Here is a 25,305-nt window from a genome sequence, read left to right on the forward strand (position 1 = left end):
CGATCGGGTGATGGACGACCGATACGGACACGACGTACTCTCCCCCGGCTGGCGCGAAGCCGGCCGAACGGTGATCCCGAAGCAGGAGGCCACCCGCGATCTCGTGGTCGAGGAGGTCGCGACCGGATTCTGCGGTGCCGTCGTGCGGGTGGAGAAGAACATCGTGACGCTCGAAGACGGGCGTGGCAAGCTGCGTCTCTTCCCACTCGGCAGTGGCTTTCTCATCGACGGCGAACCTGTCGTGCTGGTGAACCCCACCATGGCAGCGCCGAAGGGGCGGGCCAGAACGGCATCGGGCTCCTTGGCGGTGACGGATGCGCCCGCTCGCGTCGCCAGGGCCAGCCGCATCTTCGTCGAGGGACGCCACGACGCAGAACTCGTCGAAAAGGTCTGGGGAGCAGACCTGCGCATCGAGGGCGTCGTCGTTGAATACATCGAAGGCGTCGACAACCTCGCTGAGCTCCTGGCGGAGTTCCGGCCAGGGCCAGGCCGCAAGGTCGGCGTGCTGGTCGATCACCTGGTACCCGGTTCAAAGGAGAGCCGCATCGCCGAAGCCGTGGCGCGCGGGCCGCACGGAAGCCAGGTGCTGGTGGTGGGGCATCCGTATGTCGACGTCTGGCAGGCGGTCAAACCGGAACGCCTCGGCATGACGAGCTGGCCAGAGGTCCCCCGCAGCATCGAGTGGAAGCACGGGATCTGCGAGTCTCTCGGCTGGCCGCACGACGACCAGGCCGACATCGCCAGGGCGTGGCAGCGCATCCTGGGCCGAGTGCGCACCTTTGCCGATCTTGAGCCTGCCCTCCTCGGCCGGGTGGAACAGCTGATCGACTTCGTCACTGTCAATTAGCGCTGTCGATTGAACCTGTCGCCCGGACCGGCTCTGAATCGACCATCTCCACGCGATCATCACGGAAACGTAACGGTTTGCAACAGTTTTTTTCCAGAGGCAGACAGATTCGCAGCGTTGTGGGCTAGGGTTTGTGAAGTAGTTGTAGTGCTTGCACGTCTTCAAACGCATGGACCCCGGTCTCTGCGCCACATTCCTTTCGGAAGCGGACGACGAATACCGCGACGAACGGCCCCGACAGTCGGGGTCGGTCTTACACTCCTGGAGGAGTTTCAAAAATGGCAACAGGTACCGTGAAATGGTTCAACGCTGAAAAGGGCTTTGGTTTCATTGCTCCCGATGACGGAAGCGCCGACGTGTTCGCGCACTACTCCGCTATCGCTTCGAGTGGCTACAAGTCCCTCGACGAGAACCAGAAGGTCGAGTTCGAGGTGACGCAGGGCCCCAAGGGTCCGCAGGCCGAGAACATCCGCGGCCTCTAAGTTTCTTAGAACCGTATCTTCTAGAACCGTTCGGCGCCTCCACTTCGGTGGGGGCGCCGTTTCGTTAACCGGTGGCCTCGCGCATACGCCGCATCCGTTCACGCGGGTAATACCCGGTGCTACTTGACCAGTTCCTGCCAGCCGTCGCCGTCGACATACTCGAAGATGAGATTGGTCTCGGTGTGGGCGACAGCCGGATGCACCGCGAGGTGCTCGAGCACGAAGTCGCGAAGCCCTGAGGCATCAGCCGCCGCGACATGGAGAAGGTAGTCGTCGGCGCCGGCGACATGGAATAGGCCGATGACGCCCGGCCAGTGCGGTGCGGCGTTCCGAAACTCGTCAATCTGCCCCCTGGCGTGCTTGGCGAGACGCACCGAGATCAGCGCCTGCAACGACGCACCCAGTGCGGTGAGGTCGATGTTCGCCCGATAGCCTCGAATATGACCCAGTTGCTGGAGCCTGCGCAGCCGCAACGATACCGTCGACTCCGCCACTCCGATCTCAGCAGCCAGCGCCGCACCAGATGCACGGGCATTCACGGAGAGAGCGCGAAGCAGCGCCCGGTCAACTCTGTCTAGGTCAGCTTTCTTCGAATCCACGCTGCCGCCTTTCGTCGGTTGACAGTTTATGCGACTCAGAGCCCTCCAGTGAAAGTCTCTGCGACGCGACTTGCCACTTCGCACAGAACCTGTTGATGTTGACGAATGAGCACACCGTCGACACATCGGGAACAGTCACATCGGGAACAGCCGCATCTGGAGACCCTCGCCGTCCATGCAGGGATGGAGGGCCTCGCCGAACAGGGGTCACACGTTCCCGTCATCGACCTGTCGACCACAAACCCGCTCGCCAGCGTCGAATCCGGGGGCGACTCCTACGAGAATCTGGCCACGGGTGGAGAGCTGATTCCGGGAGATTCCGCGGTCTATCAGCGTCTCTGGCAGCCCGGCGTCGCTCGCTTCGAACAGGCACTCTCCGCGCTCGAGGGCACGGCGGGAACCGTGGCTTTCTCGACGGGCATGGCCGCCCTCTCTGCCGTGCTCATGGCATCCGTCGCCGCCGGTCGCCCTCATATCGTTGCCCTCCGCCCGCTCTACGGCGGAACAGACCACGTGCTCGACACCGGGCTGCTCGGCACCACGGTCACCTGGGTCGACGCCCACGGCGTCGCCGCCGCCATCCGAGAGGACACGGGACTGGTCATCCTGGAATCCCCCGCCAATCCGACACTGGAGCTCACCGACATCCAGGCGGTGACGGATGCCGCGGGCGCCGTTCCCGTACTGGTCGACAACACGTTCGCCACGCCGGTTCTGCAGCGCCCGCTCGAATCGGGGGCGACGCTCGTGCTGCACAGCGCGACCAAGTACCTCGGCGGTCACGGTGACGTGATGGGCGGCACCGTCTCAGGACCATCAGAGTGGATGGTGCGCCTTCGCCAGGTTCGGGCGCTGACCGGCGGCCTGCTGCATCCGTTCGCGGCCTATTTGCTGCACAGGGGGCTCCGCACCCTTCCGGTGCGCGTCAGGGCCCAACAGGAGACCGCTGGGGAGGTCGCACGGCGTCTGGAGGGTCACCCGGCGCTCGCACGCGTGCTCTACCCCGGGCTGCCGGGCCAGGATCCACAGCGGCTCATCCCACGCCAGAGTGCCGGAGCGGGCTCCCTCATCGCCCTGGACCTTGCGGGTGGCTTCGATGCCGCAGTGGCCTTCACCGAATCGTGCCGGCTGATCGGCCACGCGGTCTCCCTCGGGGGCGTCGACTCGCTGGTGCAGCATCCGGCATCGTTGACGCACCGCCCGGTTGCCGCAAGCGCCAAGCCCGGCGCCGGCATCGTGCGAATTTCGATCGGCCTTGAGCATGCAGACGACCTCACCGCAGACATCCTGCAGGCGCTCGACGCCGTGGTGCCGGCCGTCCCGTCTGCCGAGACTCGCCGTGCGCGCCCAGAATCGCCCGTAAAACGGCGATGGCCGGCGCAAACGGCGACAGCCGACGTCTGACGAGGGCGCGATCAGCTGCGGCCGAGGCGGCGCCGCAGCAGGTCGATGCGATTCTGCAGCTGCGTGACGCTGGCCTGGGCGACGGCGGGTCCGCCGCAGAGCCGCCGCAGTTCGGCGTGCACGATGCCGTGCGGCTCGTTCGAGAGTTTTGCCCACATGCCGACCAGGCTGTTCAGCAGCGCACGCTGTTCCTTCAGCGTGCGGTAGAGCGGCGCCGGCTCGTGGGCGCCATCCTCCCCTGGCGGCGTGTTCTTCCGGCGATCGTCAGCCCGCCTCGACTGCCTGGCCTGCCTCTGGCGCAGGAGCTCCGAAACCTGCTCTGGCTCCAGCAACCCAGGGATGCCGATGAAATCGAACTCCTCATCGGTTCCCGGCTCGGCGAGCTGGCCGAAATCGTTCCCGTCGAACACCACCCGGTCGAAGGTGGCCTGCGAGTCGAGTGCCTCCCAGGTGAACTCGTCGGTGAGCGCGTCTGAGCCCTTCTCCTCGCGATTGGCCTCGCCGACCATCGCGTCTTCGGGGTTCGGGGTCTCTTCGTCGCCGTGGTTCCGGCGATCGAGGGCGTGATCGCGTTCGAGTTCCATGGCATTGGCCAGGCTCATCAGCCCCGGCACATTCGGCAGGAAGATCGACGCCGTCTCACCGCGCCTCCTGGCCCGCACAAAACGGCCGATCGCCTGGGCGAAGAACAACGGAGTCGAAGCCGACGTCGCGTACACGCCAACCGCCAGGCGCGGCACGTCGACGCCTTCAGAGACCATCCGCACCGCCACCATCCAGCGCTGCGTCCCCTTCGAGAACTCTTCGATGCGGTCGCTGGCCTCTTTCTCGTCCGACAGCACAACGGTCACCGGCTCGCCGCTCACCTCGCGCAGGATCGCCGCATAGGCGCGCGCGGTCGACTGGTCGGTGGCGATGACGAGACCACCGGCATCCGGAATCGAGTTCCGAACCTCATTCAGGCGCAGGTTCGCCGCTCGGAGTACGGCGGGGATCCATTCCCCCGTCGGCTCAAGTGCCGTGCGCCAGGCTTGAGAGGTGATGTCCTTGGTGTTGCCCTCGCCGAGCTTCGCTTCCATCTCATCGCCTGCTCGCGTGCGCCAGCGCATGTGCCCGGCGTAGACCATGAACATGACCGGACGCACGACGCCGTCCTCCAGCGCACGCCCGTACCCGTAGTTGTAGTCGGTCTGCGAAACGCGGATGCCGTAGCGGTCTGGCAGGTAGCTCACAAACGGAATCGGTGAGGTGTCGGAGCGGAACGGTGTGCCGGTCAGCGACAAACGCCTGGTTGCGGGTTCGAAGGCCTCGCGGATGGCGTCGCCCCAGCTCAGGGCGTCTCCGCCGTGGTGCACCTCGTCGAGAATGACCAGCGTGCGACTCGATTGCGTGAGTTCGCGGTGCAATACCGCCCTGGCGGCCACCTGGGCATATGTGACGGCGACGCCATGGAAGTGGCTGCCGTAGCGTCCGTTGGCATTCCGGAACGACGGATCGAGACGGATGCCGGCGCGCGCGGCCGCATCCGCCCACTGCCGTTTCAGGTGCTCGGTCGGTGCCACCACCGTGATCCGGTCGATCACCCTCCTGGCACGCAGTTCGGCGGCCAGGCGCAGGGCAAAGGTGGTCTTCCCGGCACCGGGTGTCGCTGCAGCGAGGAAATCGCGCGGCTCGTTCACGAAGTAGGCGTCGAGCGCTTCAGCCTGCCAGGCTCGAAGCTTGTCCGCCGTGCCCCACGCGGCACGCTCAGGGAAAGACGGCGACAGGTGTTCGGCTGCACTTGTGCCTGCGATATTGCCCGGAACGGGACCGAAGGCAGGCAGAGTATTCACTTCATAAGAACCTATCAACTTGCGCACCCCGATGTGTGACGGAGTCGATACAGACCGGGCAGAATGAGACGGTGATCAACGAGAGCAAGCCCACCCAACGGCATCCGTGGTCCCGTTACGTCGCACTCGGGGACTCATTCACGGAGGGAATCGGCGATCCGGAGCCCGGAAGTCCTGGCGGGCACCGAGGCTGGGCAGACCGGGTTGCCGAAGTGCTCAGCCAGGGCAGCAATGACTTCGCCTACGCGAACCTCGCCGTGCGCGGAAAGCTAATCCGTCAGATCGTCGAAGATCAGGTCGAATCGGCACTCGAGTTGCGACCAGACCTCATTACGATCTCTGCAGGCGGTAATGACGTCATTCGCCCGGGCACAGACCCAGACGACATCGCAAGCCGCTTCGACTCAGCCGTCACGAGACTCTCGCGAGACGGTGCGACCATCGTGCTGTTCACCGGGGTCGATGTCGGCTTCTCCCCTGTCTTCCGTGGCCTCAGGGGCAAGGTCGCCATCTATAACGAGAACCTGCGTGCTGTGGCGGCCAGGCACGATTGCATTGTCGCTGACCAGTGGTCGCTGAGGGACATCCAGGATTCGCGAATGTGGGCGCCTGACCGGCTTCACCTCAATGCGCTCGGACACCATACCGTCGCACGCATGGTGCTGGGCGCCCTCAACGTGCCGAACGACCTCGAACCCCAGAAGCCCGAGCCGATGCCGGGTGTGACCTGGCGGCGCGCCCGCACCGAAGACTTCGCCTGGGCGCGGGAATACCTGGTGCCCTGGGTGCTTCGGCGCATCCGTCACCAGTCATCAGGCGACCAGATGCTGCCGAAACGGCCACTGGCCGGGCCGTATCTCGGTGAGCGTGACGGCCGCTAGCCGATCAGCTCGCCCGGGTGGCCGAGGCGCCACATCGGTCCGGGGTCTGACACCGATGAATCGAGGACCAGCGGAACGCTGACGGTGCCGTCGCCGACCGCAAAATCAACCGAACCCACTGTGTCGCCGTCCTCGGCGAGCTGCACATCCCTGACCACGGCGGTTCCGGTGATGCTGGTGTCAGACCAGACCAGGGCGGATGCCGCCTCCGCTGTCACGGCGTCGACTTCCGTGCCCCACATCGTGGTGTAGCTCCCGTACGAAACGCCGGCCGCGGTCAGCGGCACCTCGTGGAAACCGGGCTTCACGCTTTCGATCACCGCCGCGATCGCGTCATTCAGTGCCGGGTGGGTGTCACCGCCGAGCATGACTCCGACCAGGGTGATGGTCTGTTCGCCGACCATGAAATCGGTGGAGAAGAGTAGGCACGCTCCCGCCTCGTCTGTGGTTCCGGTCTTGATGCCGTCGACGCCGTGCTGGCCGAGCAGCTTGTTGGTGTTGTTGATAGTGCCGATGGTCGGCAGCTCGGCCGACGGCAGCGCGACGATCGAGGAGACCACGGGATCGGCAAGCACCAGCTTGCCCAGCTCGACAAGGTCTGCCGGCGTACTGACGCTCCCAGGCGACAGTCCGCTGCTGTCGACGACGACGGTACCGATGAGCCCCTGCGCCTGGAGCCAGGCCGTTGCCGCGGCCAGATAGGCGTCCATCGAGCCGTAGGCCCAGATGGCGAGCGAGTGACTGTAGTTGTTTGCCGATGGCAGCAGCATCGCCGTCAGTGCTTCACGCTCGGTGAGGACCATGCCGGAGACAACCGGTGCAACGGATCCGTCCTCCGCGAGGGCGTCGTAGTAGTAACCGACATCCGCGTCAGTGAAGGAGATCTCCGGGCCGGCTTCGTCGGCCGCCAGCGGCTTGGCTTCGAGGATGACGAGGGTCGTCACCATCTTGGTGATGCTGGCGATGGGCACGGCATTCTGCTCGCCCGTGGACGCCAAAACCCCGGGGAACCCCACGGCACCGACCGCCGTTGCCCCGAATCCGGGCCAGGCCGGTTGTGTCGCCGGCTGCGTCAGCGCTGCGGGTTGGGTGAGAACGGCTGCCGTGACGGGAATGGGTGCGAGGGTGGTGGCGAGCACATACGCGAGCCCGGCCAGAAACACGGTGAGAGTGCTGAAGACGGTGATTCGTCGCCGGCGGTACATCTGGCGTCGGGTCAGCGGCATCCGTCGATTCTACCCAAATAGCACTGGGAGGAAGCATCCCAACACCCGAACGCGTCAGCCGGTGCGCACGGCATACAGCGCGACCGCGCTCGCCGACGCGACGTTCAGCGAGTCCACGCCGCGACGCATCGGGATCGTGACGACGGTGTCGGCGTGGGCGATGGCACGCGCGCTCAGCCCATCGCCTTCCGCACCGAGAATCAGCGCGAGTCGTTCAGGAACGGTGCGGGCAAACTCGTCCAGAGATACGGCCTGTTCCGCCAGCGCAAGGGCCGCGAGGTGAAAACCGGCGGCATGCAATTCGGGCACTGCGTCATCCCACTCCCCCAGCCGCGTCCACGGGACCTGGAGCACCGTGCCCATGCTCACCCGCACACTGCGGCGATAGAGCGGGTCGGCGCAGCGCGGCGTGATCAACACGGCATCGGCCCCGAGACCGGCGACGGAGCGGAAGATGGCCCCAACATTGGTGTGGTCGACGATGTCTTCGAGGATGACGATGCGCCTGGCACCCCTGATGATGTCGGCCACCGGTGCAAGTACCGGCCGATGCATTGCCGCCAGCGCACCCCGGTGCAGGTTGTAGCCGGTCAACTGCTCAAGCAGCGCGGCGTCACCGACGAAGACAGGCAGGTCAGGCCAGTCCGCCAGGAGCGGAAGGATGCCGGCGAGCCACTGCTCCTGGAGCAGAACGGAACGCGGCCGGTGGCCGGCTGCGAGAGCACGGCCGATGACCTTGGCCGACTCGGCGATGTACAGCCCGCCTGCCGGTTCGCTGACCCGCCGCAGCGCAACGTCCGTCAATCGTGAATAGTCCTCGAGACCCGGGACGCCGAGGTCGGTGACCTGAGTGATCTGTGCCATCGGTGTGCCCCTTTCGAGCGCTGCCTGCTCCAGCATGTCAGCGTCGTAAACAATCGGGGAATCCGCGGTGTTTAGACTCAGGGGCAAGAACACGTGCGACGGACGGAGAACGGATGACGGTCGAGTCGGCTGAACAGGCGAGCCACGAGACGCCGTCGACCACACAGACCTTGTCGGCCACTCCGACCCTGTCGAAAACACGGGCCTCAGGTCTGCCTGCCGGCACCGAACAGGCGCTCGACGCGATCGCGGCCCTCATGCGCGGCAAGGAGGTCGCCGTTCTCACCGGTGCCGGAGTCAGCACCGACTCCGGCATCCCCGACTATCGCGGGGAGGGGGCGCCGCGCCGCGCCCCGATGACCTTCCAGACGTTTGTGGGCGATGAGCGAGCTCGCAAGCGTTACTGGGCCGGAAGCCACCTGGGCTGGAAGGTCTTCCGCGCGGCCGAACCGAACCTGGGTCACCGTTCCCTGGCAACCCTCGAAGACGCCGGCCTGATCAACGGAATCGTGACCCAGAACGTCGACGGTTTGCACACCAGGGCGGGCTCCAAGCGGGTCGTCGAGCTCCACGGGTCGATGGACCGCGTGGTGTGTCTGGTCTGCGGCCAGGCGTATGGTCGCGACAGCATCTCGCAACGCCTGGAGGCCCTCAATCCCATTTTTGCTGCGCCGGACTCGATCTCCGTCAACCCCGATGGTGACGTCGACGTGGCAGAAATCGACGATTTCACGATTCCCGACTGCACGGTGTGCGGTGGGATGCTCAAGCCGAACGTGGTCTTCTTCGGCGAATTTGTGCCGACGGAACGGTTCGCGCAGGCGCTGGCCCTGGTCTCGGCCGCCGACGTGTTCCTGGTCGCCGGTTCGTCGCTCGCGGTGAACTCCGGCATCCGTCTCGTCGAGACCGCCAGGCGGGCAGGCTCCCCGATCATCGTGATCAACCGCGGCCTGACCAAGGGCGACGGGCGTGCGCTGGTTAAACTGGATGCTGGCACGTCTGAGAGCCTTGCCGAACTCGCAGCCCGCCTCGGCTGAGCACCTCATCGACCACAACAACGACGGGAAAGACCATCGAATGACCAGCTTCTCGATTGTTCGCCACGGCCAGACCGACTGGAATCTGCACAAACGCATCCAGGGCAGCACTGACATCCCTCTCAACTCCACCGGGCGCGCAGAGGCGGCGGAGACCGGTGTGCGTCTTCGGGACCGGCACTGGGACAGAATCGTGACCAGCCCTCTGCAAAGGGCCGACGAGACAGCCAGGATCATCGCCGGCGAACTGGGTTTGCCGGTGCCAGAGCACATCGATCCGCTCACTGAGCGTCACCACGGCCAGATCGAGGGGCTGACCTTCACGGAGCGCCAGGAGCGTTACCCCGACGGTGTCACCGTGCCAGGTCTCGAGACGCGGCAGGACGTCCTCGACCGGGTCTTGCCCGCGCTTGCCCGCCTTGCAGAGGCGCATGACGGCGAGTCTCTGCTGGTCGTGACCCACGGCGGAGTCATCGGAACCCTGATCCGTCACGCCACCGATGGTGAGCATCCGCGCAGGGACGAACTGATTGCCAACGGGTCCGTTCATGAGTTCGACTGGGAAGACGAAGAACTGGTCCTCCGTCACTTCGACGCCACCGTTCGCTCCGTCGAAGAGATCTTCCACATTCCCACCTGACCGGCACGCTCAGCGATGGGAATCCAGCGACGCTAATCCAGCGATCTCAGCGGGAGCGTCGCCCGGTTCTGGGCGCATCGGTCGGCGAGGGAACCTCGGTCAATAGGCTGAGGAGCTTCCGCGCAGACTCCCGCCAGGTGAACCGGGCGGACTGCCTCAGCGAGAGCGCCGATCGGGTTGCCCACTCTCCGGCGGCCCTGAGCCCGAGTACGGCTGCCGTCAGCGCGTCTGCGTCATCTGCCGGAAAATATACCGCCGCATCCCCGCCGATCTCACGGAAGATCGGGATGTCACTGACCACGACAGGGATACCGATGCTCATCGCTTCGACCAGGGGGATGCCGAATCCCTCATCATGTGACGCGCTCACGAGCGCGGTCGCAGACGACAGCACCGCAGAGTATTCCGCGTCGCTCGCCCCGTTGTGGAACACCAGACTGGCCTGCGGCGCGAGCGCGGTGAGCCTGTCCTGCTCCTGCCTGGAGACCCGGCTCATCAGATGCAGCTCGTAACCGGGAAGGTCTGAGACGGCTCGCACAAGCGTGTCGACGTTCTTGTACGGCATGAACGAGCCCATGTAGACCAGGCGTGCCGACTCAGGAGCACGGCGCTCGGCGACCGGCTCCCGCACCGGGTCTGCGGCATTGGGAATCACGCTGACCGGCCGGTCTGTGAGGTGGTGCTCCTCGATGAGACCCTTCGTCGTCTCCGACACCGTGACCACCCCGTCTGCCCGGTTCAGCAACATCCGTTGCGGCCACCATGACAGGTGATACAGCCGCCAGAGCAGCCGAATCGGCGCCGCCAGGTCGCGCGGTGGCGTGCGGTGGCGATAGTAGATCAGGTCATGCACGGTCAGGATGAGCCGATACTTCCGTCCCCAGGACCCCATGGTCTGCATCGGAGTGAACACAACGTCCGGCTTCAACCGATTCACGGTTCGGGCGACGAGCGGCTCGCGAATGCTGGTTGGTGCACTCACCAGCTGCCAGGGAAGAGCGGGGAGGAGGTCGAGCTGGCGGTGGTCGCTGATCAGCATGGTCACCGGGTGCAGCCGCCCGAGTTCCGTGACGAGTCCTGCGGTGTACCGGCTGATGCCGTCGTGGCGGTCGAATCGGGTGTACCTGCAGTCGAAGACGATCCTCATACGGTCTCTTCCGGATCGAGCTCTTCCGAATCGAGGAACGCACGAATTGCCGCTGCCGCTTCCTGCGGCTTCTCGTAGTGGATCAGATGCCCGACATCCGGTATCACCCGCAGCGTCGCATCCGGGAACTGCGTCTGGAGACGATGCTGCGCGGCAATCGGTGTGATGTCGTCATTCTCTGCAGCGATCAGGAGTGTGCGTGGCAACACGCCGGCCGCGAACTCGCTCACATCGTTGCCGACGGATGCCCTGAACGCCTCAAGCACCACCCGGCGGTCGGAGAAAGCCGAGAAGTACCGGTCGTGCTGGTCGTGGATCCAGCGCCGAAGCGAACGGTCGCGTGTCTTTGCCATCGTCACGCTCATGGCCCGCACAATCAACCGGTTGCGAAGTAGGGCGAAGCCGAGGCGCTCAGGAAGTTTCGCACCAGCCCAGTAGTAGAAGATGGCGAGCCTGGTCAGGATGCCGCGGGCTCCTGACAACGCAGGTGCTGCGATCGGGTTCACCAGGATGACGTCGTCGGCGTCAAGACCGGCGGCAACCGACGCAGCGACGACGATCGATCCGAAGGAATGGCCGAGGATCACCACCCGGCCGCTCAGGTTCAACTCCTGCACGAAGGCGCTGAGCCACCGGCTGTACCCGTCGATGTCGTGCCGAACACCGTCCAGCGGTTCGGAGTCGCCAAAGCCGGGCAGGTCTGGGGAGATAATCCGCATTCCTGCGAGCTGCGCAACGACGGGCTCAAGGCCGTGGTGATCTCCACGGAAGCCGTGCACCATGACAACCACCGGGCCGTCGACGTTCTCGCCGTACTCCCAATACCGAGTACGCGTGCCGAGTACCGTCACCGTGTGCGCCCCGACGGGGATACGTGCGAGCTGCTCACCGTACGGCGAAGGCACGGATCTCACAGCGAGGGCGGGAGTTGGAGCAGTCATCACCTCAAGTTTAGGCGAGCACGATCTCGCGGACTGGACAGTTGCGGTGCGTCGCGACCTAGACTCTTTCTCATGGTCTTCGCCACGAGTGCGCCCGTCTCTGGGTCGGAAGGAACGCTGTGAGCTTCACCGCCCCCATCCAGCTGCCCGGTCTCACGCTCGACCCCCGCTGGTACCGGAGAGCCGTCTTCTACGAGGTGATGGTCCGGTCGTTCGTCGACAGCAACGCAGACGGTTCAGGCGACCTGTCCGGTCTGGTGTCCAAACTCGACTACCTGCAGTGGCTGGGCGTCGACGCGCTCTGGATTCCGCCGTTCTTCACGTCGCCACTCCGAGACGGTGGCTACGACGTCGCCGACTACCGTTCGATACTGCCGGACTTCGGCACCCTCGACGAGTTCAAAGACCTGGTCACCAAGGCGCATGAGCGCAACATGCGCGTCATCATCGATCTCCCGTTGAATCACACCTCTGACCAGCACGAGTGGTTCCAGCAGTCCAGGGAAGACCCGGAGGGTCCGTACGGCGACTTCTATGTCTGGAGCGATTCAGACGAGAAATATCCGAACGTGCGCATCATCTTCACCGACTACGAGGAGTCGAACTGGGCGTTCGACCCGGTGCGCAGGCAGTTCTTCTTCCACCGTTTCTTCTCCCACCAGCCCGATCTCAACTTCGACCACCCCGAGGTCCACGACGCGGTGTTCGAGATCGTGCGATTCTGGCTCGACATGGGCGTTGACGGCTTCCGCCTGGATGCGATCCCCTACCTGTACGAGTCTGAAGAGGGCAACGGAGAGGGTGAGCCGCCCACCCACGAGTTCATCAAGAAATTGCGCGCCATGGTGGACCGCGACTACCCAGGTCGCGTGATCATCGCCGAGGCAAACCAGTGGCCGCGAGAGGTTGCCGCGTTCTTCGGGACCGAGGACGAGCCGGAGTGCCACATGGCGTTCGATTTTCCGGTGATGCCACGCATCTTCTACTCGCTTCGTTCCCAGCAGGCCAGCGAACTGGTCCGCGTCCTGTCGGAGACGACCGATATTCCAGATGGAGCCGGTTGGGGTGTCTTCCTGCGCAACCATGACGAGCTCACGCTGGAGATGGTCAGCGAAGAGTACCGCCAGGCCATGTATGGCTGGTACGCCTACGATCCGCGCATGCGCGCAAACATTGGTATTCGGAGGCGGCTGGCACCACTCCTCGACAACTCGCGAGCCGAGCTGGAACTTGCCCACGCCCTGCTCTTTGCCCTGCCGGGGAGCCCGTTCCTGTACTACGGGGACGAGATCGGGATGGGAGACAACATCTGGTTGCCCGATCGCGACAGCTCTCGCACTCCGATGCAGTGGACGCCGGATCGGAACGCCGGTTTCTCCGATGCCGATCCGGGCAAACTTTACCTCCCCGTCGTGCAGTCGCTGGTCTACAACTACACGCAGACCAACGTCGAGTCCCAACTTGCCCAGTCTGGCTCGCTGCTGCACTGGGTGCGCAATGTGATCCATGTACGCAAGGCGCACCCGACCTTCGGGCTCGGCGCAATCCGCGTACTGACGACAAACCACGAATCGGTGCTGGCCTTCACGCGGGAATACCAGGGTTCAGGATCCCAGTTCGGCGACCAGCCGGAGACGGTGCTCTGCGTGTTCAGTTTCGCGCACAACCCGGTTGCGTTCCGCATCGAGGACGTCGAGATGGCAGGCACCAGGCTCTACGACCTGTTCGGCGGTGCAGTCTTCCCGAGTTTCGACGATGAGGGCGGCCTGACCCTGACCCTGGGCGCCCAGAGTTTTTACTGGCTGCACTGCGGCTGATTTTGGCACTGCGGTTTGCTCGTGCCGCGGTGGCTGGTCCAGCGGCTCAGGATCCCTTTCGGCATCAACGCCGCACTTCACGGCGCGGCACCGGCGGCCGTGTCGGTGGCCGGTCATACGCTGACGACATGAGCAACTGGAGCGAACAACTCGCCGTCTTCGACCTGGAGACCACCGGCATCGATGTCGAGACCAGCCGCATCGTCTCGGCTACCGTCGCGGTACTGGGGGTCGGTGACATTGTTCATGAACGGGCCGACTGGCTTCTGAATCCCGGAATCCCGATTCCCCTCGGCGCGAGCAATGTCCACGGCATCACGACGGAACATGCCCTTCAGAACGGTCGTGCCGCCGCAGACGGCGTTTCCGAGATCGTGGAGGCACTCCGGGTCCACCTCACCGGCGGACTCCCCCTGGTGGCGTACAACGCCCCGTACGACCTCACCCTGCTCAACCGGGAGGCCATGAGGCACGGTATCCCTCCGCTGGTGTCCCCGTCTCCCGTGATCGATCCCCTGGTGATCGACAAGGCGGTCGACCGCTACCGCAAGGGCAAGCGCACGCTCGAAGTGACGAGCGCCTTCTACGGCGTTGTCCTCGAGGGAGCCCACGACTCCGGGGCCGACGCGATCGCGGCCGGCCGGGTCGCACAGGCCATCGCGCTTCGCCACGCTGGTCTCCTGCCGTCGACGGTTGAAGAACTGCACGCGATTCAGATCGAGTGGAGCAGGCAACAGGCGGTGAGTTTCCAGGAATACATGCGTCGCTCACGTGACCCGGGCTTCGTTGCCGCGATCGGGTGGCCGGAGCGCTGACCGCGCACCCTGCTTCCACGGTCCGTGGATGTCGACGTCAGTGGCGGTGTGAGACCGTGACGGTGAGCGACATCCTGACGGCTGACGACAGAGGGCGACCAGCCGAAGCTGGTCGCCCTCTGAACAGGTTGCTGTGTGGCTACTTGCCGAAGCCCTTGTAACGCGAGTTGAACTTCTCGACGCGGCCGGCGGAGTCCATGATGCGCTGCTTGCCCGTGTAGAACGGGTGCGATTCAGACGAGATCTCCACGTCGATCACGGGATAGGTTGTGCCGTCTTCCCACTCGATGGTCTTGGAACTGGACACCGTCGAACGGGTCAGGAACGTCGCACCCGACGCGAGGTCGCGGAAGACCACGGGAGCGTATTCGGGGTGAATGTCAGACTTCATGAAGACTTCCTTGTTGTTCTGCGTGAGTGGGCATCCGAATCGATGCGCACTGCCATGGGTTCATACGGGAATTGGTGAGATCTGTTCCGCAATAGAGCGGCAGAAAAACCGGCGACCATGAGGGCCAGCTACCGAGTTTAGCAGAAGACGGCGGATTCCCCGACCGGGTCGTCGTCGTGTCAACGCGCCCTGGCCGAGTATCGACCATCGTTCTCGGTGAGTTCGATGTCCAGGCCGAAGGTGGTGCTGAGCGCTTCGGAGGTCAATGCCTCTGCCAGGGGGCCCGCAGACACGATTCTTCCTTCTGACATCAGCAACACGTGCGTGAAGCCGCGCGGGATCTCCTCGACGTGATGGGTAACCATCACGATTGCCGGAGAACCGGATTCGCTGGCGTACCCGCCAAGCAGCTGGAGCAGCTCTTCGCGCGCCCCGAGGTCGAGGCTCGAGGCCGGTTCATCGAGAAGCAGGATCTCGGGGTCGGTCATCACGGCGCGGGCGATTTGGACGCGCTTCTGCTCTCCGTCGCTCAGCGTGCCGAACTTGCGGGCGGCCAGGTGCCCGAGCTTCCACTCGGTCAGCACACGCTGGGCGCGACGCTCGTCGATCTCCTCGTACTCCTCGTTCCACCGACCGGTCACGGAATAGGCGGCGGTCATCACGACGTCGATGACCTTCTCGTTTGCGGGGACCTTGCGGGCCATCGCGGTTGACGCAAAACCGATGCGCGGCCGCAGTTCGAACAGATCGGTTCCTCCGAGTGGCTCCTCGAGCACCTCTGCCACGCCGCTCGAAGGATGGATGATGGCCGCCGCGATCTGCAGCATTGTTGTCTTGCCCGCACCGTTGGGTCCGAGGACAACCCAGCGCTGGTCGTCATCGACGCTCCAGTTCACGGAATCGAGAATGGTGTTGCCACCACGGACAACGGACACGTCGGTGAGAAGGAGAACGTTGACCATGCCTCCATGTTATCCGGCGAGCGGAGGCGCTCGATGCGCCCAGCCTCCTCTGGGGTCAGAGCACGGCCTGGTAGATCTCCCTGGTGCGATCGGCGATCTGGATCCAGCTGAACTCGCGTTCTGCCCGCAGACGCCCAGCGGCACCCATCCGTTTCGCGCGCTCGGGATCAGCCACAGTCTCGGCGAGGATGCGTGCGAGATCGGCGACGAAGACATCGGGTGCGGTCGGTGCCCCCGTGCCGTCCGTCGCCTGGTCGATCGCGACGAGACGACCGGTCACTCCGTCGGCTACCACCTCCGGTATGCCTCCGGTCGCTGTTCCGACAACCGGCAGTCCACAGGCCATCGCCTCGAGGTTCACGATGCCGAGCGGCTCGTAGACAGATGGGCAGACGAACACGGTTCCGGCGGTGAGCACGGCAGAGAGTTCGTGTTGCGCCAGGAGCCTGTCGATCCAGACCACTCCAGTGCGTTCGCTCTGCAGCGCTTCCACGCCGGCGGTGACCTCGGCCAGGATGCCGGGGGTGTCAGGTGCCCCGGCGCACAGCACAAGCTGCACATCCGGCGGAAGCAACCGTGCTGCGCGAAGTAGGTATGGCAGTCCCTTCTGCCTGGTGATGCGTCCGACGAATACGATGGAAGGGCGATCAGGGTCGATGCCGAGGGAACGAACCAGCTCCGGGTCAGGGGTCGGTTTCCAGCGGTCGAGGTCGATGCCGTTGTAGACGACGTGCACTCTGGACTCATCGAGCGAGGGGTAACTGCGCAGGATGTCTGCGCGCATTCCGCCACTGACGGCGATGACGGCATCCGCAGCCTCGAACGCCGTTCTTTCGATCCAGCTGGAGACCCGGTAGCCTCCGCCGAGTTGCTCGGCTTTCCACGGCCGCAGCGGCTCGAGGCTGTGGGCGGTGACGACATGCGGAACGTCGTGCAGCAGTTTCGCGAGGTGCCCGGCACCGTTCGCATACCAGGTGTGTGAGTGCACCAGGTCGGTTCCGCCCGTGTCCTCGGCCATCTGAAGATCAATGCCGAGTGTCGACAGCGTCTGGTTGGCGCCCTGCAGCTCGGCCGGTTCACGGTAGGCGAAGGTGTCTCGGTCTTCGCGGTCGGCGCCGAAGCAGCGAACAACCACGTCGATGTCGCGACGCAGCGCTTTGACGAGCTCCGCGACGTGCACGCCTGCGCCTCCGTAGATCTCCGGCGGATATTCCTTGGTCAGCAGATCGACTCGCATGCAGCAAAGCTAGCGCAGCCACAGCCCGAACACACCTCGCCGACTGGTCCGCTGCTTGTTGCCTGCCCTACTGTAAAGACATGAAGTCCTCGAAGATCTTCGGAATCGTACTGGCCGGTGGCGAGGGTAAGCGCCTGATGCCTCTGACAGAGGACAGGGCAAAACCGGCTGTGCCGTTCGGTGGACATTATCGGCTGGTGGACTTCGCGCTGTCCAATCTGATCAACTCCGGCCTCAGTCAGATTGTTGTGCTGACCCAGTACAAGTCGCACAGTCTCGACAGACATGTGTCGCAGACCTGGCATGTGTCCGGAATGCTGAATGCCTACATTGCGTCTGTGCCCGCCCAGCAGCGGCTGGGCAAGCGCTGGTTCAGCGGCTCTGCCGATGCAATCCTGCAGAGCCTCAACCTGATCCACGATGAGAAGCCGGATATCGTGGTGGTCGTCGGCGCAGACCATGTTTACCGGATGGATTTCAGCCAAATGATCGACGCACACATCGCGTCGGGTGCCGGCGCCACCGTTGCCGCGATCCGCCAGCCGATCGGCCTCGCCGACCAGTTCGGCGTGATCCAGGTGGACCCGGCCAACCCGGAACGGATCACCGAATTCCTCGAAAAGCCGAAGGATGCCGTGGGCCTCGCTGATGCGCCGCACGAGGTATTCGCCTCGATGGGAAACTACGTCTTCACCACTGATGCACTCGTCGAGGCCGTTCTGCGCGACGGGGAGCGCACGGATTCGAGCCACGACATGGGTGGCGACATCATTCCAGACCTGGTTGCCCGCGGTGAGGCCGGGGTCTACGATCTCCAGCTCAATGAGGTGCCGGGGTCGACCGATCGCGACCGGTACTACTGGCGGGACGTCGGGACCATCGATTCGTTCTTCGAGGCCCATCAGGACCTCATCTCCGCCCTCCCAGTCTTCAACCTGTACAACAAGGAATGGCCGATATTCTCGCGCCAGAACAACTCTCCCCCGGCGAAGTTCGTTCGTGACGCACGGGGGGCACTCGGCACGATGATCGATTCGATCGTGTCGCTCGGCTGCGTGATCTCCGGCGCACATATCGAACGCAGCGTGCTCGGTCCGTGGGTATCGATCGACTCCGGTTCTGAGGTGGTGGACTCGATCGTCTTCGACCGGGTGAATGTGCGTCCAGACGCAATCGTGCGCCGCGCCATCCTCGACAAGGACGTTGTCGTCGAATCGGGCGCCGAGATCGGCGTCGACCGCGATCGCGACCTGGCCAGGGGCTTCAGCGTGACCGACTCCGGCATCACCATCGTTGGCAAGGGCGTGTTCGTCCAGCCGTGAGTACCCCATTTCTTGTTGTTCTCGACGCCGATTCCACCCTGATTGAAGACGAGGTCATCGAACTGCTGGCTGATGCCGCCGGCTCACGCGCACTGGTCGCAGAACTGACCGAACGGGCGATGCGGGGCGAACTCGACTTCGCGTCGAGCCTCAAAGCGAGAGTGTCGACACTTGCCGGGCTTCCCGTCAGCGTCTTCGACCAAGTGGGTCGCCTCATCCGTCCCACCCCCGGCGTGCGCGACCTGATCGATGGCGTGCACGCGAACGGCAGTCGTGTCGGTGTGGTCTCCGGCGGCTTTCACGAATTACTCGATCCGCTCGCGGCAACGCTCTCGATGGACCATTGGAGGGCGAATCGCCTTGAGTCGCGCGATGGGCGGCTCACCGGCGGCCTCGTTGGACCGATTATCGATGCCTCCGCCAAGGCTGCAACGCTTCGCGAGTGGGCCGACGCGGAGAATCTGCCGCTTGAACGAACCATCGCAGTGGGCGACGGTGCCAACGATCTCGAGATGATGGCCATCGCCGGTCTGTCGGTCGCCTTCAATGCCAAACCGAGGGTCAGGGAACAGGCGGACCTGGTCGTCGGAGTCTCTGATCTCAGTCAGATCCTCCCGCTACTCGGCCTCCGCGGCTGAACCACGAGACCATCCCAGTGGTTGGTTGCCAGCGGTCGGTGGTCAGCGGATGATCGTCAGTGGCCCATCCCGAGTCCGCCGTCGACTGGGATCACCGCGCCGGAGATATAGCCGGCATCGTCGCCCGCGATCCACGTGACGACGCGCGCGACCTCTGATGGGGTCGCGAAGCGGCCGGCCGGAATAGTGCGCTTGTATTCCGCCTGCTGCGGCTCCGGAAGTACCGCTGTCATCTCGGTCTCGATGAACCCGGGTGCCACCACGTTTGCCGTGATCCCCCGCGACCCCAGCTCCCTGGTCACCGAACGCGCAAGTCCGACGAGACCGCTTTTCGACGCTGAGTAGTTGACCTGGCCGGCCGACCCGTAGAGACCGACCACGCTCGAGATGAGGACGACTCGTCCGAAGCGCGCCTTGAGCATCCCCTTCGATGCGCGCTTGACCACTCGGAAGGCACCAGACAGGTTCGTGTCGATGACCGAGGTGAAATCGTCCTCTGACATGCGCATGAGCAGGGTGTCCCTGGTGATGCCGGCATTCGCGACGACAACCTCAACCGGCCCCAGGGCGGCTTCGACCTCGGTGAAGGCTGTGTCGACGGATGTCGCATCGGTCACGTCTGCCCGCACGGTGAGGCTCCCGACCGGTCCTTCGCCCGAGCGTGCCGTGACGGCGACCCGGTGACCGGCCGCGACGAACTCCTCCGCTATGGCGAAGCCGATTCCTCGGTTGCCACCGGTGACGAGTACGGTTCTGGCTGTTGACATTCTGGGTCCAATCCTCTCGTGCGGCCTTGTGCACAGTCGCCAGAACAGCTTAGGGCGTGTGCCACATCGGGGCCGGTGAGTCGTAGGCTTGAAGGTGCGGAATCACTTCGGGTTCCCAGAGCGACAGTTGACATGAAACAGCAGCCGATCACCTCACTCCCTCTCTCCCCCGAGATCGAGCGACGCAACCGCATGGTGAAGTATTCGATCGCCATGGGCATCCGAATCGTCTGCATCGTGCTCATGCTGTTCGTGCAGGGCTGGTGGCTCCTGGTCTGCGCCGCCGGCGCCATCCTGCTGCCGTATTTTGCGGTGGTGATCGCGAACGTGCACGCGGATCCTCGCGGTAAGAGCGTGCAGAGGCCGGGCGCGATCCAGGTGTATACACGTCATGAGGACGAGGACGAGCGATGATCGGACTGGGCGGCGAGGTCGGCAGAGACACCTGTTCCCGGGCGGGGTGTGTCGCGGCCGCCACATGGCGTCTGGATTGGAGCAACCCGAGAATCCACACCGACGGACGAACCAAGACCTGGCTCGCCTGCGATGAACATGTCGACTATCTGCGAGACTTTCTGGCGGCCCGGGACTTCCCGCTAGCCGTCGCGCCGCTGACGGAGACCGCGTGAACGGCTGGAAGTTCGCCTTCACCAGACGGTGGGCAGGGTACCTTGCGTTGACCATCCTCTTCGCCGTCGTCTGTGCAGGGCTCGGCACCTGGCAGCTGGCCAGACGGGCAGAAGCGTTATCGGAACTCGCCAAGATCGACGCCAACTTCGACGCGTCCCCTGTGCCACTGGCCAACGCGCTTCCCGGCCTCGAGTCCTTCGACGAATCGCAGAAGTGGATGCAGGTGGAACTCACCGGAACGTACCTCACAGAGGACGAGTTGCTGGTGCGCAACCGGCCGCTGAACATCAACCCGGGCTTCGAGGTGCTGACGCCCATGCAGCTCGAAGACGGTTCGGTATTCATCGTCGATCGCGGCTGGTTGCCGACCGGGGCGAAACAGGATGCGCCGGACGTGGTGCCGGAGGCGCCGTCCGGAGTGGTGACGGTCGTGTCCAGGCTCAAGGCCGGTGAACCGGCACTCGCCGGCCGCACAGCGAGCGGCAACCAGATTGCAACCATCGATCTCGATGACATCGCAGAGCGACTGGACAGGCCGACCTACACGGGCGCCTACGGGCTGATGGCCTCAGAAGAGCCGGCTCCGACTGAACGTCCCGTTGCCGTGGAGAAGCCGGTTCGGGACGAGGGCCCGCACCTGTCGTATGCGTTTCAGTGGTTCGTCTTCGGCATCCTCGCCTTCATCGGGCTCGGCTGGGCGCTGCGCCAGGAATACCGCACGGTCAACGTCGACGATCCAGAGGAACGCGAGCGTTCCGACGAACGCGCCAGGCGCAAGGCTACAAAGGCACTGAGCGATGCAGACGCCGAGGACGCCCTGCTCGATCGGCGCTGAGAGCTCCCGCGAGAGTTACCTTTCCGGTCGAGTGCGCCCGTTCCGCGGGGCACTCTCGACCGGAAAGGTCACAGTGGATGCGCGTCTGATCAGGCCGATGCCATCAGGCCAGTAACATCAAGCCAGGGCGATCAGATCCAGGTAGTCCTTGTTCCAGTGGTCCTCGACACCATCAGGCAGGATGAGTACCCGCTCCGGGTTGAGCGCCTGCACTGCGCCCTCGTCGTGGCTGACCAGGACAACCGCGCCCGCATAGTGCGCAAGGGCATCGAGAATCTCCTCGCGACTGGCCGGGTCAAGGTTGTTCGTCGGTTCGTCGAGGAGTAGCACGTTCGCACCGGACACGACGATCATGGCCAGCGCAAGGCGGGTCTTCTCTCCGCCAGAGAGCACGCCGGCAAGCTTGTGCGAGTCGTCTCCGGTGAACAGGAAGGAGCCGAGCACCCGTCTGGCCTCCATCTCGGTGATGTTCGGCGAAGACGACACCATGTTTTGCAGCACACTTCGCTTGACGTCGATGGTCTCGTGTTCCTGCGCGTAGTAGCCGATTCGCAAGCCATGGCCCGGCTCGATCTGGCCGGTGTCCGGCTTGTCAACGCCCGCCAGAATGCGAAGGAGGGTTGTCTTGCCCGCGCCGTTCAGGCCGAGCACGACAACCTTGGATCCCCGGTCGATGGCGAGATCGACGGCTGTGAATATCTCCAGCGAACCATAACTGCGCGACAGGTCGCTGGCCATGAGTGGCGTTCGCCCGCACGGTGCCGGCTCAGGGAAGCGAAGCTTTGCGACCCGGTCGACGGCACGAACCTCCTCGAGGCCAGACAGCATCTTCTCGGCACGCGCCACCATCTGGTGCGCTGCGGCCGCCTTGCTGGCCTTCGCCCCGAACTTCGCTGCCTGGAGCTGCAGCGTTGAGGCCTTCTTCTCGACGTTGGTGCGTTCTTTCCTCCGACGGTCTTCGTCTGCGACACGCTGCCGCTGGTAGTTCTTCCAGTTCATGTTGTAGATATCGATGACCGTGCGGTTGGCGTCAAGGTAGAAGACCCGGTTGACGGTTTCACCGACGAGCTGGATGTCGTGGCTGATGATGATGCAGCCGCCGCGGTAGTTCTTGACGAACTCCCTGAGCCAGGTGACGGAATCGGCGTCGAGGTGGTTGGTGGGCTCGTCCAGGATCATCGTCTCAGCGTCGGAGAACAGGATGCGGGCGAGTTCGATGCGCCGGCGCTGTCCGCCAGAGAGCGTCTTGAGTGGCTGGTCGAGGATTCGATCCGGAAGATTGAGGTTGCTCGCGATCGATGCAGCTTCCGCCTCGGCCGCATAGCCGCCGAGCGCGTTGAACTCATCGGTCAGCGTGCCGTAGGTGCGCATCGCCTTCGCGCTCGTCTCATCATCGTCGCTGGCCATGTCGACGCTGGAACGGACCATGCCGAGCGCGATGGTGCCGAGTCCCCTGGCGTCCAGGATGCGGGTGCGCGCGAGCATCTCCGGGTCACCGGAACGCGGATCCTGCGGCAAGTAGCCGATGGCGCCGGAGCGTTCGATCGTGCCGTCTGTCGGTGGAGTCTCTCCGGCGAGGGTTTTGGTCAGCGTCGTCTTGCCGGCGCCGTTCCTTCCCACCAGGCCGATCTTGTCGCCGGCGGAGACACGGAAACTGACTCCCTCCATGAGCACGCGCGCTCCGACTCGGATCTCGAGATCTTGCACACTGAGCACAGCAATAGTCCATTCGGGGAACGTGGGAGGTGACGGTCCGACTGGACCAGCTTTCCAGTATATTGCTCGCGCGAGTCTTTTCGCCCGATCAGGCCAGTGCAGATCAGGACTGTGCAGATCAGGCCAGGGCAGAACCGAGGAAGAAACCGAGCCATTCGCGGTACGCGTCGATCGGCCAGCCGATGTCGCCGACGAGCGAGCGATAGACCTGCGGATGCCCAATGGTCCAGATGGCCGCTGCGGCTTCGTGATCGCTCATTCCGGAACGCAACCCACGCCTGTGCCGCAGTGCTGCGGCCGCTTCCCCGTAGTTGTGCAGGCGCTGCGCCGCTCGCCGCTTTTCGAGCGCCGCGACACCGGCGTCGACCACGGCCGCCTCGGCGATGACCAGATTGATCGCTGCTGTACGTTCGTTCACTTCCACGAACCAGTCCGCAAGGATGGTGATGACGTCTCGGGCGGATTCGGCTGACGCAACCCGCTCGCGCATGATCTCGGGGACCAGTGCAGGCGCCCCGCGCCCGGCGGCGGTCAGGTCGAGTACAGCCGAAAGAACCGCAGCCTTGTTTCCGACCGTGTTGTAGATGGTTTGCACGGCAACGTTCGCCTCCGCCGCAATCATGCCGATCGATGTGGCGACGTAACCGTGCGCGAGCAGGAGACGTTCCGCCGCCTCAACGACATCCGACCTGGTGCGCGCAGATTGGAACTGCCGTCTGATCGACGCGGAGTTCTGCGGCTTGCTCACACATTTAGCATAGCGTTCTAGTCAGTAGAAGCGTATTCTAATCCGCAGCCGGCCGAATCGCCGGGCGGGCGGAGCGATCATGCGAGCAGATTCGGGCCCGATTGAGACAGGCCCAACTGGGACGACTGTGAAGACCGATGCTGTCGTCGTCGGTGCCGGGCAGGCGGGCTTGGCCGTGGCACGGGAATTGTCCACGCGCGGGATAGACCACCTGGTCGTCGATGCTGCCAGACGAATCGGAGAGTCCTGGCGGGGCCGCTGGGACTCACTCATCGCCTTTACTCCGGCTGAACACGACGGGCTGCCCGGAGTTCCGTTTCCTGCTGCACGAGGCACCTTCCCGTCGAAGGACGAGATTGCGTCGTACCTGGAGGAATACGCCGCCGCTCTGGCCATCACCGTGCGGTTGAACGAGTGCGCCCTCGGCCTGACGCCGGCCCGCGGGCGCTGGACGCTGGAAACGGATCGAGGCCGGATCAGCGCACGGCAGGTGGTGGTCGCCACCGGAACCAACGCGCTCCCTCACCTGCCACCGTTCGCGGGTGCAATCGACAGCAGCATCCGTCAATTGTTGCACTCCTCTGACTACACAAATCCCACCCTGGTGCCCCCCCGGAGACGTTCTGGTGGTCGGTGCGGGCACGTCGGGCGCCGAGATCGCACTGGAGCTCGCCAACGACGGCTTCCACCGTGTCACCCTGGCGGGACGGCCGACGGTCCACGTTCCGAACGTGGTCCTGGAGCGGGCGGGTGCCCTCTACTGGTGGTTCGTCGATTCGGTGCTCACCACGAGTACTCTCCCCGGGAGAAAGGCGGCTGCCGGCTTCCACCGCCGTGGGGCACCCCTGATCAGAATCTCAATGAAGCAGCTCAGCAACGCGGGGGCAGCACTGCTCCCCCGCATCGACCGGGTCGAATCCGGTCTTCCGACGCTGGCGGATGGCAGTCAGATCGGCGCCCAGACCATCATTTGGGCAACCGGATACCGGCCGGACTATCAGTGGATCACAGGACTGGAAACCGATTCCCTCGGGTGGCCGCTGCACGACCGCGGGGTGTCGGCGTCGTCGCCAGGACTCTACTTCGCCGGCATCCCATTCCAGTACGCACTGACGTCAGGCCTGATCGGCGGTGTCGGACGCGATGCCGCGTACGTCGCGAACCTCATTGCGCAAACCGCGATTGCGCACACCTAGTCAGATCGCGAAGCCGAGCGCCCGCATCATGTCGCGGCCGTCGTCGGTGATCTTCTCCGGACCCCACGGCGGCATCCAGACCCAGTTGATCCGGAACTGGTCGACAACGCCGTCCAGCGCCTGCGCCGTCTGTTCCTCGATGACGTCTGTCAGCGGGCAACCCGCCGACGTCAATGTCATGTGGATGATCAACGCGTCATTCTCGTCATCCCAGCCGAGATCGTAGATCAGGCCCAAGTCGACGACATTGATGCCGAGCTCGGGGTCCATGACATCTTTGAGCGCCTCTTCGATCTCGTCGAAGCGCGCCGGAGCGAGTGTGGAAGCCATA

General features: G+C 64.4%; 27 protein-coding genes and 1 pseudogene. 15 read left to right on the forward strand and 13 right to left on the reverse strand.

Annotated elements, in window-relative coordinates; genetic code table 11:
- The first annotated feature begins 10 nt into the window (after positions 1–10).
- Entirely contained in the window at positions 11–847 is an 837-nt protein-coding gene (locus tag K323_RS0109495; RefSeq protein WP_022885052.1) for a DUF3097 domain-containing protein, read from the forward strand.
- A 278-nt stretch (positions 848–1,125) separates the two neighbouring features.
- Entirely contained in the window at positions 1,126–1,329 is a 204-nt protein-coding gene (locus tag K323_RS0109500; RefSeq protein WP_026851477.1) for a cold-shock protein, read from the forward strand.
- Positions 1,330–1,448: 119 nt separating this feature from the next.
- Here the strand turns inward: K323_RS0109500 and K323_RS0109505 are convergent, their stop codons facing one another.
- Positions 1,449–1,928 (reverse strand): Lrp/AsnC family transcriptional regulator, encoded by a 480-nt coding sequence (locus K323_RS0109505; protein ID WP_022885053.1) that lies wholly within the window; start codon positions 1,926–1,928, stop codon positions 1,449–1,451.
- A 105-nt stretch (positions 1,929–2,033) separates the two neighbouring features.
- Here K323_RS0109505 and K323_RS25265 point away from each other — a divergent pair, with 105 nt between their 5' ends.
- Positions 2,034–3,332: a trans-sulfuration enzyme family protein gene (locus K323_RS25265; protein WP_022885054.1), complete on the forward strand. Its 1,299-nt coding sequence runs from the start codon at positions 2,034–2,036 to the stop codon at positions 3,330–3,332.
- An 11-nt stretch (positions 3,333–3,343) separates the two neighbouring features.
- On the opposite strand, the gene K323_RS0109515 is transcribed toward K323_RS25265, so the two are convergent.
- Positions 3,344–5,155 (reverse strand): DEAD/DEAH box helicase, encoded by a 1,812-nt coding sequence (locus K323_RS0109515; RefSeq protein ID WP_211219843.1) that lies wholly within the window; start codon positions 5,153–5,155, stop codon positions 3,344–3,346.
- Positions 5,156–5,235: 80 nt separating this feature from the next.
- Here K323_RS0109515 and K323_RS0109520 point away from each other — a divergent pair, with 80 nt between their 5' ends.
- Positions 5,236–6,045, forward strand: a complete 810-nt coding sequence (locus K323_RS0109520; RefSeq protein WP_022885056.1) for an SGNH/GDSL hydrolase family protein — start codon at positions 5,236–5,238, stop codon at positions 6,043–6,045.
- On the opposite strand, the gene K323_RS0109525 is transcribed toward K323_RS0109520, so the two are convergent.
- A complete protein-coding gene (locus K323_RS0109525) occupies positions 6,042–7,271 on the reverse strand; it encodes a D-alanyl-D-alanine carboxypeptidase family protein (RefSeq protein ID WP_022885057.1) in 1,230 nt (409 codons plus the stop codon). The two genes, K323_RS0109520 and K323_RS0109525, sit on opposite strands and share 4 nt — an antisense overlap.
- 54 nt (positions 7,272–7,325) lie before the next feature.
- Positions 7,326–8,135 carry a TrmH family RNA methyltransferase gene (locus tag K323_RS0109530; protein WP_022885058.1) on the reverse strand — a complete coding sequence of 270 codons (810 nt, stop codon included), beginning with the start codon at positions 8,133–8,135 and terminating at the stop codon, positions 7,326–7,328.
- Positions 8,136–8,392: 257 nt separating this feature from the next.
- Between K323_RS0109530 and K323_RS0109535 the strand changes: the two genes are divergently transcribed.
- Both K323_RS0109535 and K323_RS0109540 read left to right on the forward strand, forming a co-directional pair.
- Entirely contained in the window at positions 8,393–9,172 is a 780-nt protein-coding gene (locus K323_RS0109535; RefSeq protein WP_169515641.1) for a Sir2 family NAD-dependent protein deacetylase, read from the forward strand.
- Positions 9,173–9,212: 40 nt separating this feature from the next.
- A complete protein-coding gene (locus K323_RS0109540; protein ID WP_026851481.1) occupies positions 9,213–9,812 on the forward strand; it encodes a histidine phosphatase family protein in 600 nt (199 codons plus the stop codon).
- A gap of 46 nt (positions 9,813–9,858) precedes the next feature.
- Here the strand turns inward: K323_RS0109540 and K323_RS0109545 are convergent, their stop codons facing one another.
- Positions 9,859–10,959 carry a glycosyltransferase family 4 protein gene (locus tag K323_RS0109545; RefSeq protein WP_022885061.1) on the reverse strand — a complete coding sequence of 367 codons (1,101 nt, stop codon included), beginning with the start codon at positions 10,957–10,959 and terminating at the stop codon, positions 9,859–9,861.
- Positions 10,956–11,900 carry an alpha/beta fold hydrolase gene (locus K323_RS0109550; RefSeq protein WP_033372775.1) on the reverse strand — a complete coding sequence of 315 codons (945 nt, stop codon included), beginning with the start codon at positions 11,898–11,900 and terminating at the stop codon, positions 10,956–10,958. Before K323_RS0109550 ends, K323_RS0109545 begins: the two co-directional genes overlap by 4 nt.
- 119 nt (positions 11,901–12,019) lie before the next feature.
- Here K323_RS0109550 and treS point away from each other — a divergent pair, with 119 nt between their 5' ends.
- A complete protein-coding gene (gene treS, locus K323_RS0109555; protein WP_022885063.1) occupies positions 12,020–13,717 on the forward strand; it encodes a maltose alpha-D-glucosyltransferase in 1,698 nt (565 codons plus the stop codon).
- A 128-nt stretch (positions 13,718–13,845) separates the two neighbouring features.
- Positions 13,846–14,532 carry a 3'-5' exonuclease gene (locus K323_RS0109560; RefSeq protein ID WP_022885064.1) on the forward strand — a complete coding sequence of 229 codons (687 nt, stop codon included), beginning with the start codon at positions 13,846–13,848 and terminating at the stop codon, positions 14,530–14,532.
- A gap of 139 nt (positions 14,533–14,671) precedes the next feature.
- Here K323_RS0109560 and K323_RS0109565 read toward each other — a convergent pair whose 3' ends face one another.
- From K323_RS0109565 to glgA, 3 genes are all read right to left on the reverse strand, one after another.
- Complete coding sequence (locus tag K323_RS0109565; RefSeq protein WP_022885065.1) at positions 14,672–14,923, reverse strand: type B 50S ribosomal protein L31; 252 nt, start codon at positions 14,921–14,923, stop codon at positions 14,672–14,674.
- Positions 14,924–15,102: 179 nt separating this feature from the next.
- The gene (locus K323_RS0109570) at positions 15,103–15,885 is read right to left on the reverse strand and encodes an ABC transporter ATP-binding protein (RefSeq protein WP_022885066.1); all 783 of its coding nucleotides are present in this window, start codon (positions 15,883–15,885) and stop codon (positions 15,103–15,105) included.
- Between the two features lie 55 nt (positions 15,886–15,940).
- Complete coding sequence (gene glgA / locus K323_RS0109575; protein ID WP_022885067.1) at positions 15,941–17,122, reverse strand: glycogen synthase; 1,182 nt, start codon at positions 17,120–17,122, stop codon at positions 15,941–15,943.
- A gap of 80 nt (positions 17,123–17,202) precedes the next feature.
- Between glgA and glgC the strand changes: the two genes are divergently transcribed.
- The gene (glgC, locus tag K323_RS0109580) at positions 17,203–18,444 is read left to right on the forward strand and encodes a glucose-1-phosphate adenylyltransferase (RefSeq protein ID WP_022885068.1); all 1,242 of its coding nucleotides are present in this window, start codon (positions 17,203–17,205) and stop codon (positions 18,442–18,444) included.
- Complete coding sequence (serB, locus tag K323_RS0109585) at positions 18,441–19,082, forward strand: phosphoserine phosphatase SerB (RefSeq protein WP_022885069.1); 642 nt, start codon at positions 18,441–18,443, stop codon at positions 19,080–19,082. Before glgC ends, serB begins: the two co-directional genes overlap by 4 nt.
- 56 nt (positions 19,083–19,138) lie before the next feature.
- On the opposite strand, the gene fabG is transcribed toward serB, so the two are convergent.
- Positions 19,139–19,849: a 3-oxoacyl-ACP reductase FabG gene (gene fabG, locus K323_RS0109590; protein ID WP_022885070.1), complete on the reverse strand. Its 711-nt coding sequence runs from the start codon at positions 19,847–19,849 to the stop codon at positions 19,139–19,141.
- Positions 19,850–19,981: 132 nt separating this feature from the next.
- Between fabG and K323_RS25270 the strand changes: the two genes are divergently transcribed.
- Genes K323_RS25270 through K323_RS0109605 form a run of 3 tightly spaced genes read left to right on the forward strand, consistent with a single transcriptional unit; the run spans position 19,982 to position 21,314 of the window.
- The gene (locus K323_RS25270; RefSeq protein WP_022885071.1) at positions 19,982–20,263 is read left to right on the forward strand and encodes a DUF3099 domain-containing protein; all 282 of its coding nucleotides are present in this window, start codon (positions 19,982–19,984) and stop codon (positions 20,261–20,263) included.
- Complete coding sequence (locus tag K323_RS0109600) at positions 20,260–20,478, forward strand: hypothetical protein (protein WP_026851482.1); 219 nt, start codon at positions 20,260–20,262, stop codon at positions 20,476–20,478. The genes K323_RS25270 and K323_RS0109600 overlap by 4 nt, the downstream gene beginning before the upstream one ends.
- A complete protein-coding gene (locus K323_RS0109605; RefSeq protein ID WP_026851483.1) occupies positions 20,475–21,314 on the forward strand; it encodes an SURF1 family cytochrome oxidase biogenesis protein in 840 nt (279 codons plus the stop codon). Before K323_RS0109600 ends, K323_RS0109605 begins: the two co-directional genes overlap by 4 nt.
- Positions 21,315–21,431: 117 nt before the next feature.
- On the opposite strand, the gene K323_RS0109610 is transcribed toward K323_RS0109605, so the two are convergent.
- Complete coding sequence (locus K323_RS0109610) at positions 21,432–23,030, reverse strand: ABC-F family ATP-binding cassette domain-containing protein (RefSeq protein WP_022885073.1); 1,599 nt, start codon at positions 23,028–23,030, stop codon at positions 21,432–21,434.
- Positions 23,031–23,148: 118 nt separating this feature from the next.
- Entirely contained in the window at positions 23,149–23,778 is a 630-nt protein-coding gene (locus K323_RS0109615; protein WP_022885074.1) for a TetR/AcrR family transcriptional regulator, read from the reverse strand.
- A gap of 79 nt (positions 23,779–23,857) precedes the next feature.
- Here K323_RS0109615 and K323_RS30865 point away from each other — a divergent pair.
- Positions 23,858–24,271, forward strand: a pseudogene (locus K323_RS30865) (NAD(P)-binding domain-containing protein); the annotation flags it as partial.
- Between the two features lie 133 nt (positions 24,272–24,404).
- Positions 24,405–24,974, forward strand: coding sequence for an NAD(P)-binding domain-containing protein (locus tag K323_RS30435; RefSeq protein ID WP_245570961.1), 570 nt, complete (start codon positions 24,405–24,407; stop codon positions 24,972–24,974).
- Here K323_RS30435 and K323_RS0109625 read toward each other — a convergent pair whose 3' ends face one another.
- A complete protein-coding gene (locus tag K323_RS0109625; protein ID WP_022885075.1) occupies positions 24,975–25,304 on the reverse strand; it encodes a metal-sulfur cluster assembly factor in 330 nt (109 codons plus the stop codon).
- Between the last annotated feature and the right edge of the window lies 1 nt (position 25,305).

It is taken from the genome of Glaciibacter superstes DSM 21135, assembly GCF_000421145.1.
Lineage (GTDB): Bacteria > Actinomycetota > Actinomycetes > Actinomycetales > Microbacteriaceae > Cryobacterium > Cryobacterium superstes.

Coding starts and splice junctions, on each gene's coding strand:
- K323_RS0109495 (WP_022885052.1), top strand. CDS start 11: ATGGACGACCGATACGGACACGACGTACTCTCCCCCGGCTGGCGCGAA.
- K323_RS0109525 (WP_022885057.1), bottom strand. CDS start 7,271: ATGCCGCTGACCCGACGCCAGATGTACCGCCGGCGACGAATCACCGTC.
- glgC (WP_022885068.1), top strand. CDS start 17,203: ATGAAGTCCTCGAAGATCTTCGGAATCGTACTGGCCGGTGGCGAGGGT.
- K323_RS0109530 (WP_022885058.1), bottom strand. CDS start 8,135: ATGGCACAGATCACTCAGGTCACCGACCTCGGCGTCCCGGGTCTCGAG.
- K323_RS0109540 (WP_026851481.1), top strand. CDS start 9,213: ATGACCAGCTTCTCGATTGTTCGCCACGGCCAGACCGACTGGAATCTG.
- K323_RS25265 (WP_022885054.1), top strand. CDS start 2,034: ATGAGCACACCGTCGACACATCGGGAACAGTCACATCGGGAACAGCCG.
- fabG (WP_022885070.1), bottom strand. CDS start 19,849: ATGTCAACAGCCAGAACCGTACTCGTCACCGGTGGCAACCGAGGAATC.
- K323_RS0109545 (WP_022885061.1), bottom strand. CDS start 10,959: ATGAGGATCGTCTTCGACTGCAGGTACACCCGATTCGACCGCCACGAC.
- K323_RS0109560 (WP_022885064.1), top strand. CDS start 13,846: ATGAGCAACTGGAGCGAACAACTCGCCGTCTTCGACCTGGAGACCACC.
- K323_RS0109570 (WP_022885066.1), bottom strand. CDS start 15,885: ATGGTCAACGTTCTCCTTCTCACCGACGTGTCCGTTGTCCGTGGTGGC.
- K323_RS0109500 (WP_026851477.1), top strand. CDS start 1,126: ATGGCAACAGGTACCGTGAAATGGTTCAACGCTGAAAAGGGCTTTGGT.
- K323_RS0109625 (WP_022885075.1), bottom strand. CDS start 25,304: ATGGCTTCCACACTCGCTCCGGCGCGCTTCGACGAGATCGAAGAGGCG.
- K323_RS0109565 (WP_022885065.1), bottom strand. CDS start 14,923: ATGAAGTCTGACATTCACCCCGAATACGCTCCCGTGGTCTTCCGCGAC.
- K323_RS0109550 (WP_033372775.1), bottom strand. CDS start 11,900: ATGACTGCTCCAACTCCCGCCCTCGCTGTGAGATCCGTGCCTTCGCCG.
- K323_RS25270 (WP_022885071.1), top strand. CDS start 19,982: ATGAAACAGCAGCCGATCACCTCACTCCCTCTCTCCCCCGAGATCGAG.
- glgA (WP_022885067.1), bottom strand. CDS start 17,122: ATGCGAGTCGATCTGCTGACCAAGGAATATCCGCCGGAGATCTACGGA.
- K323_RS0109600 (WP_026851482.1), top strand. CDS start 20,260: ATGATCGGACTGGGCGGCGAGGTCGGCAGAGACACCTGTTCCCGGGCG.
- K323_RS0109535 (WP_169515641.1), top strand. CDS start 8,393: ATGCGCGGCAAGGAGGTCGCCGTTCTCACCGGTGCCGGAGTCAGCACC.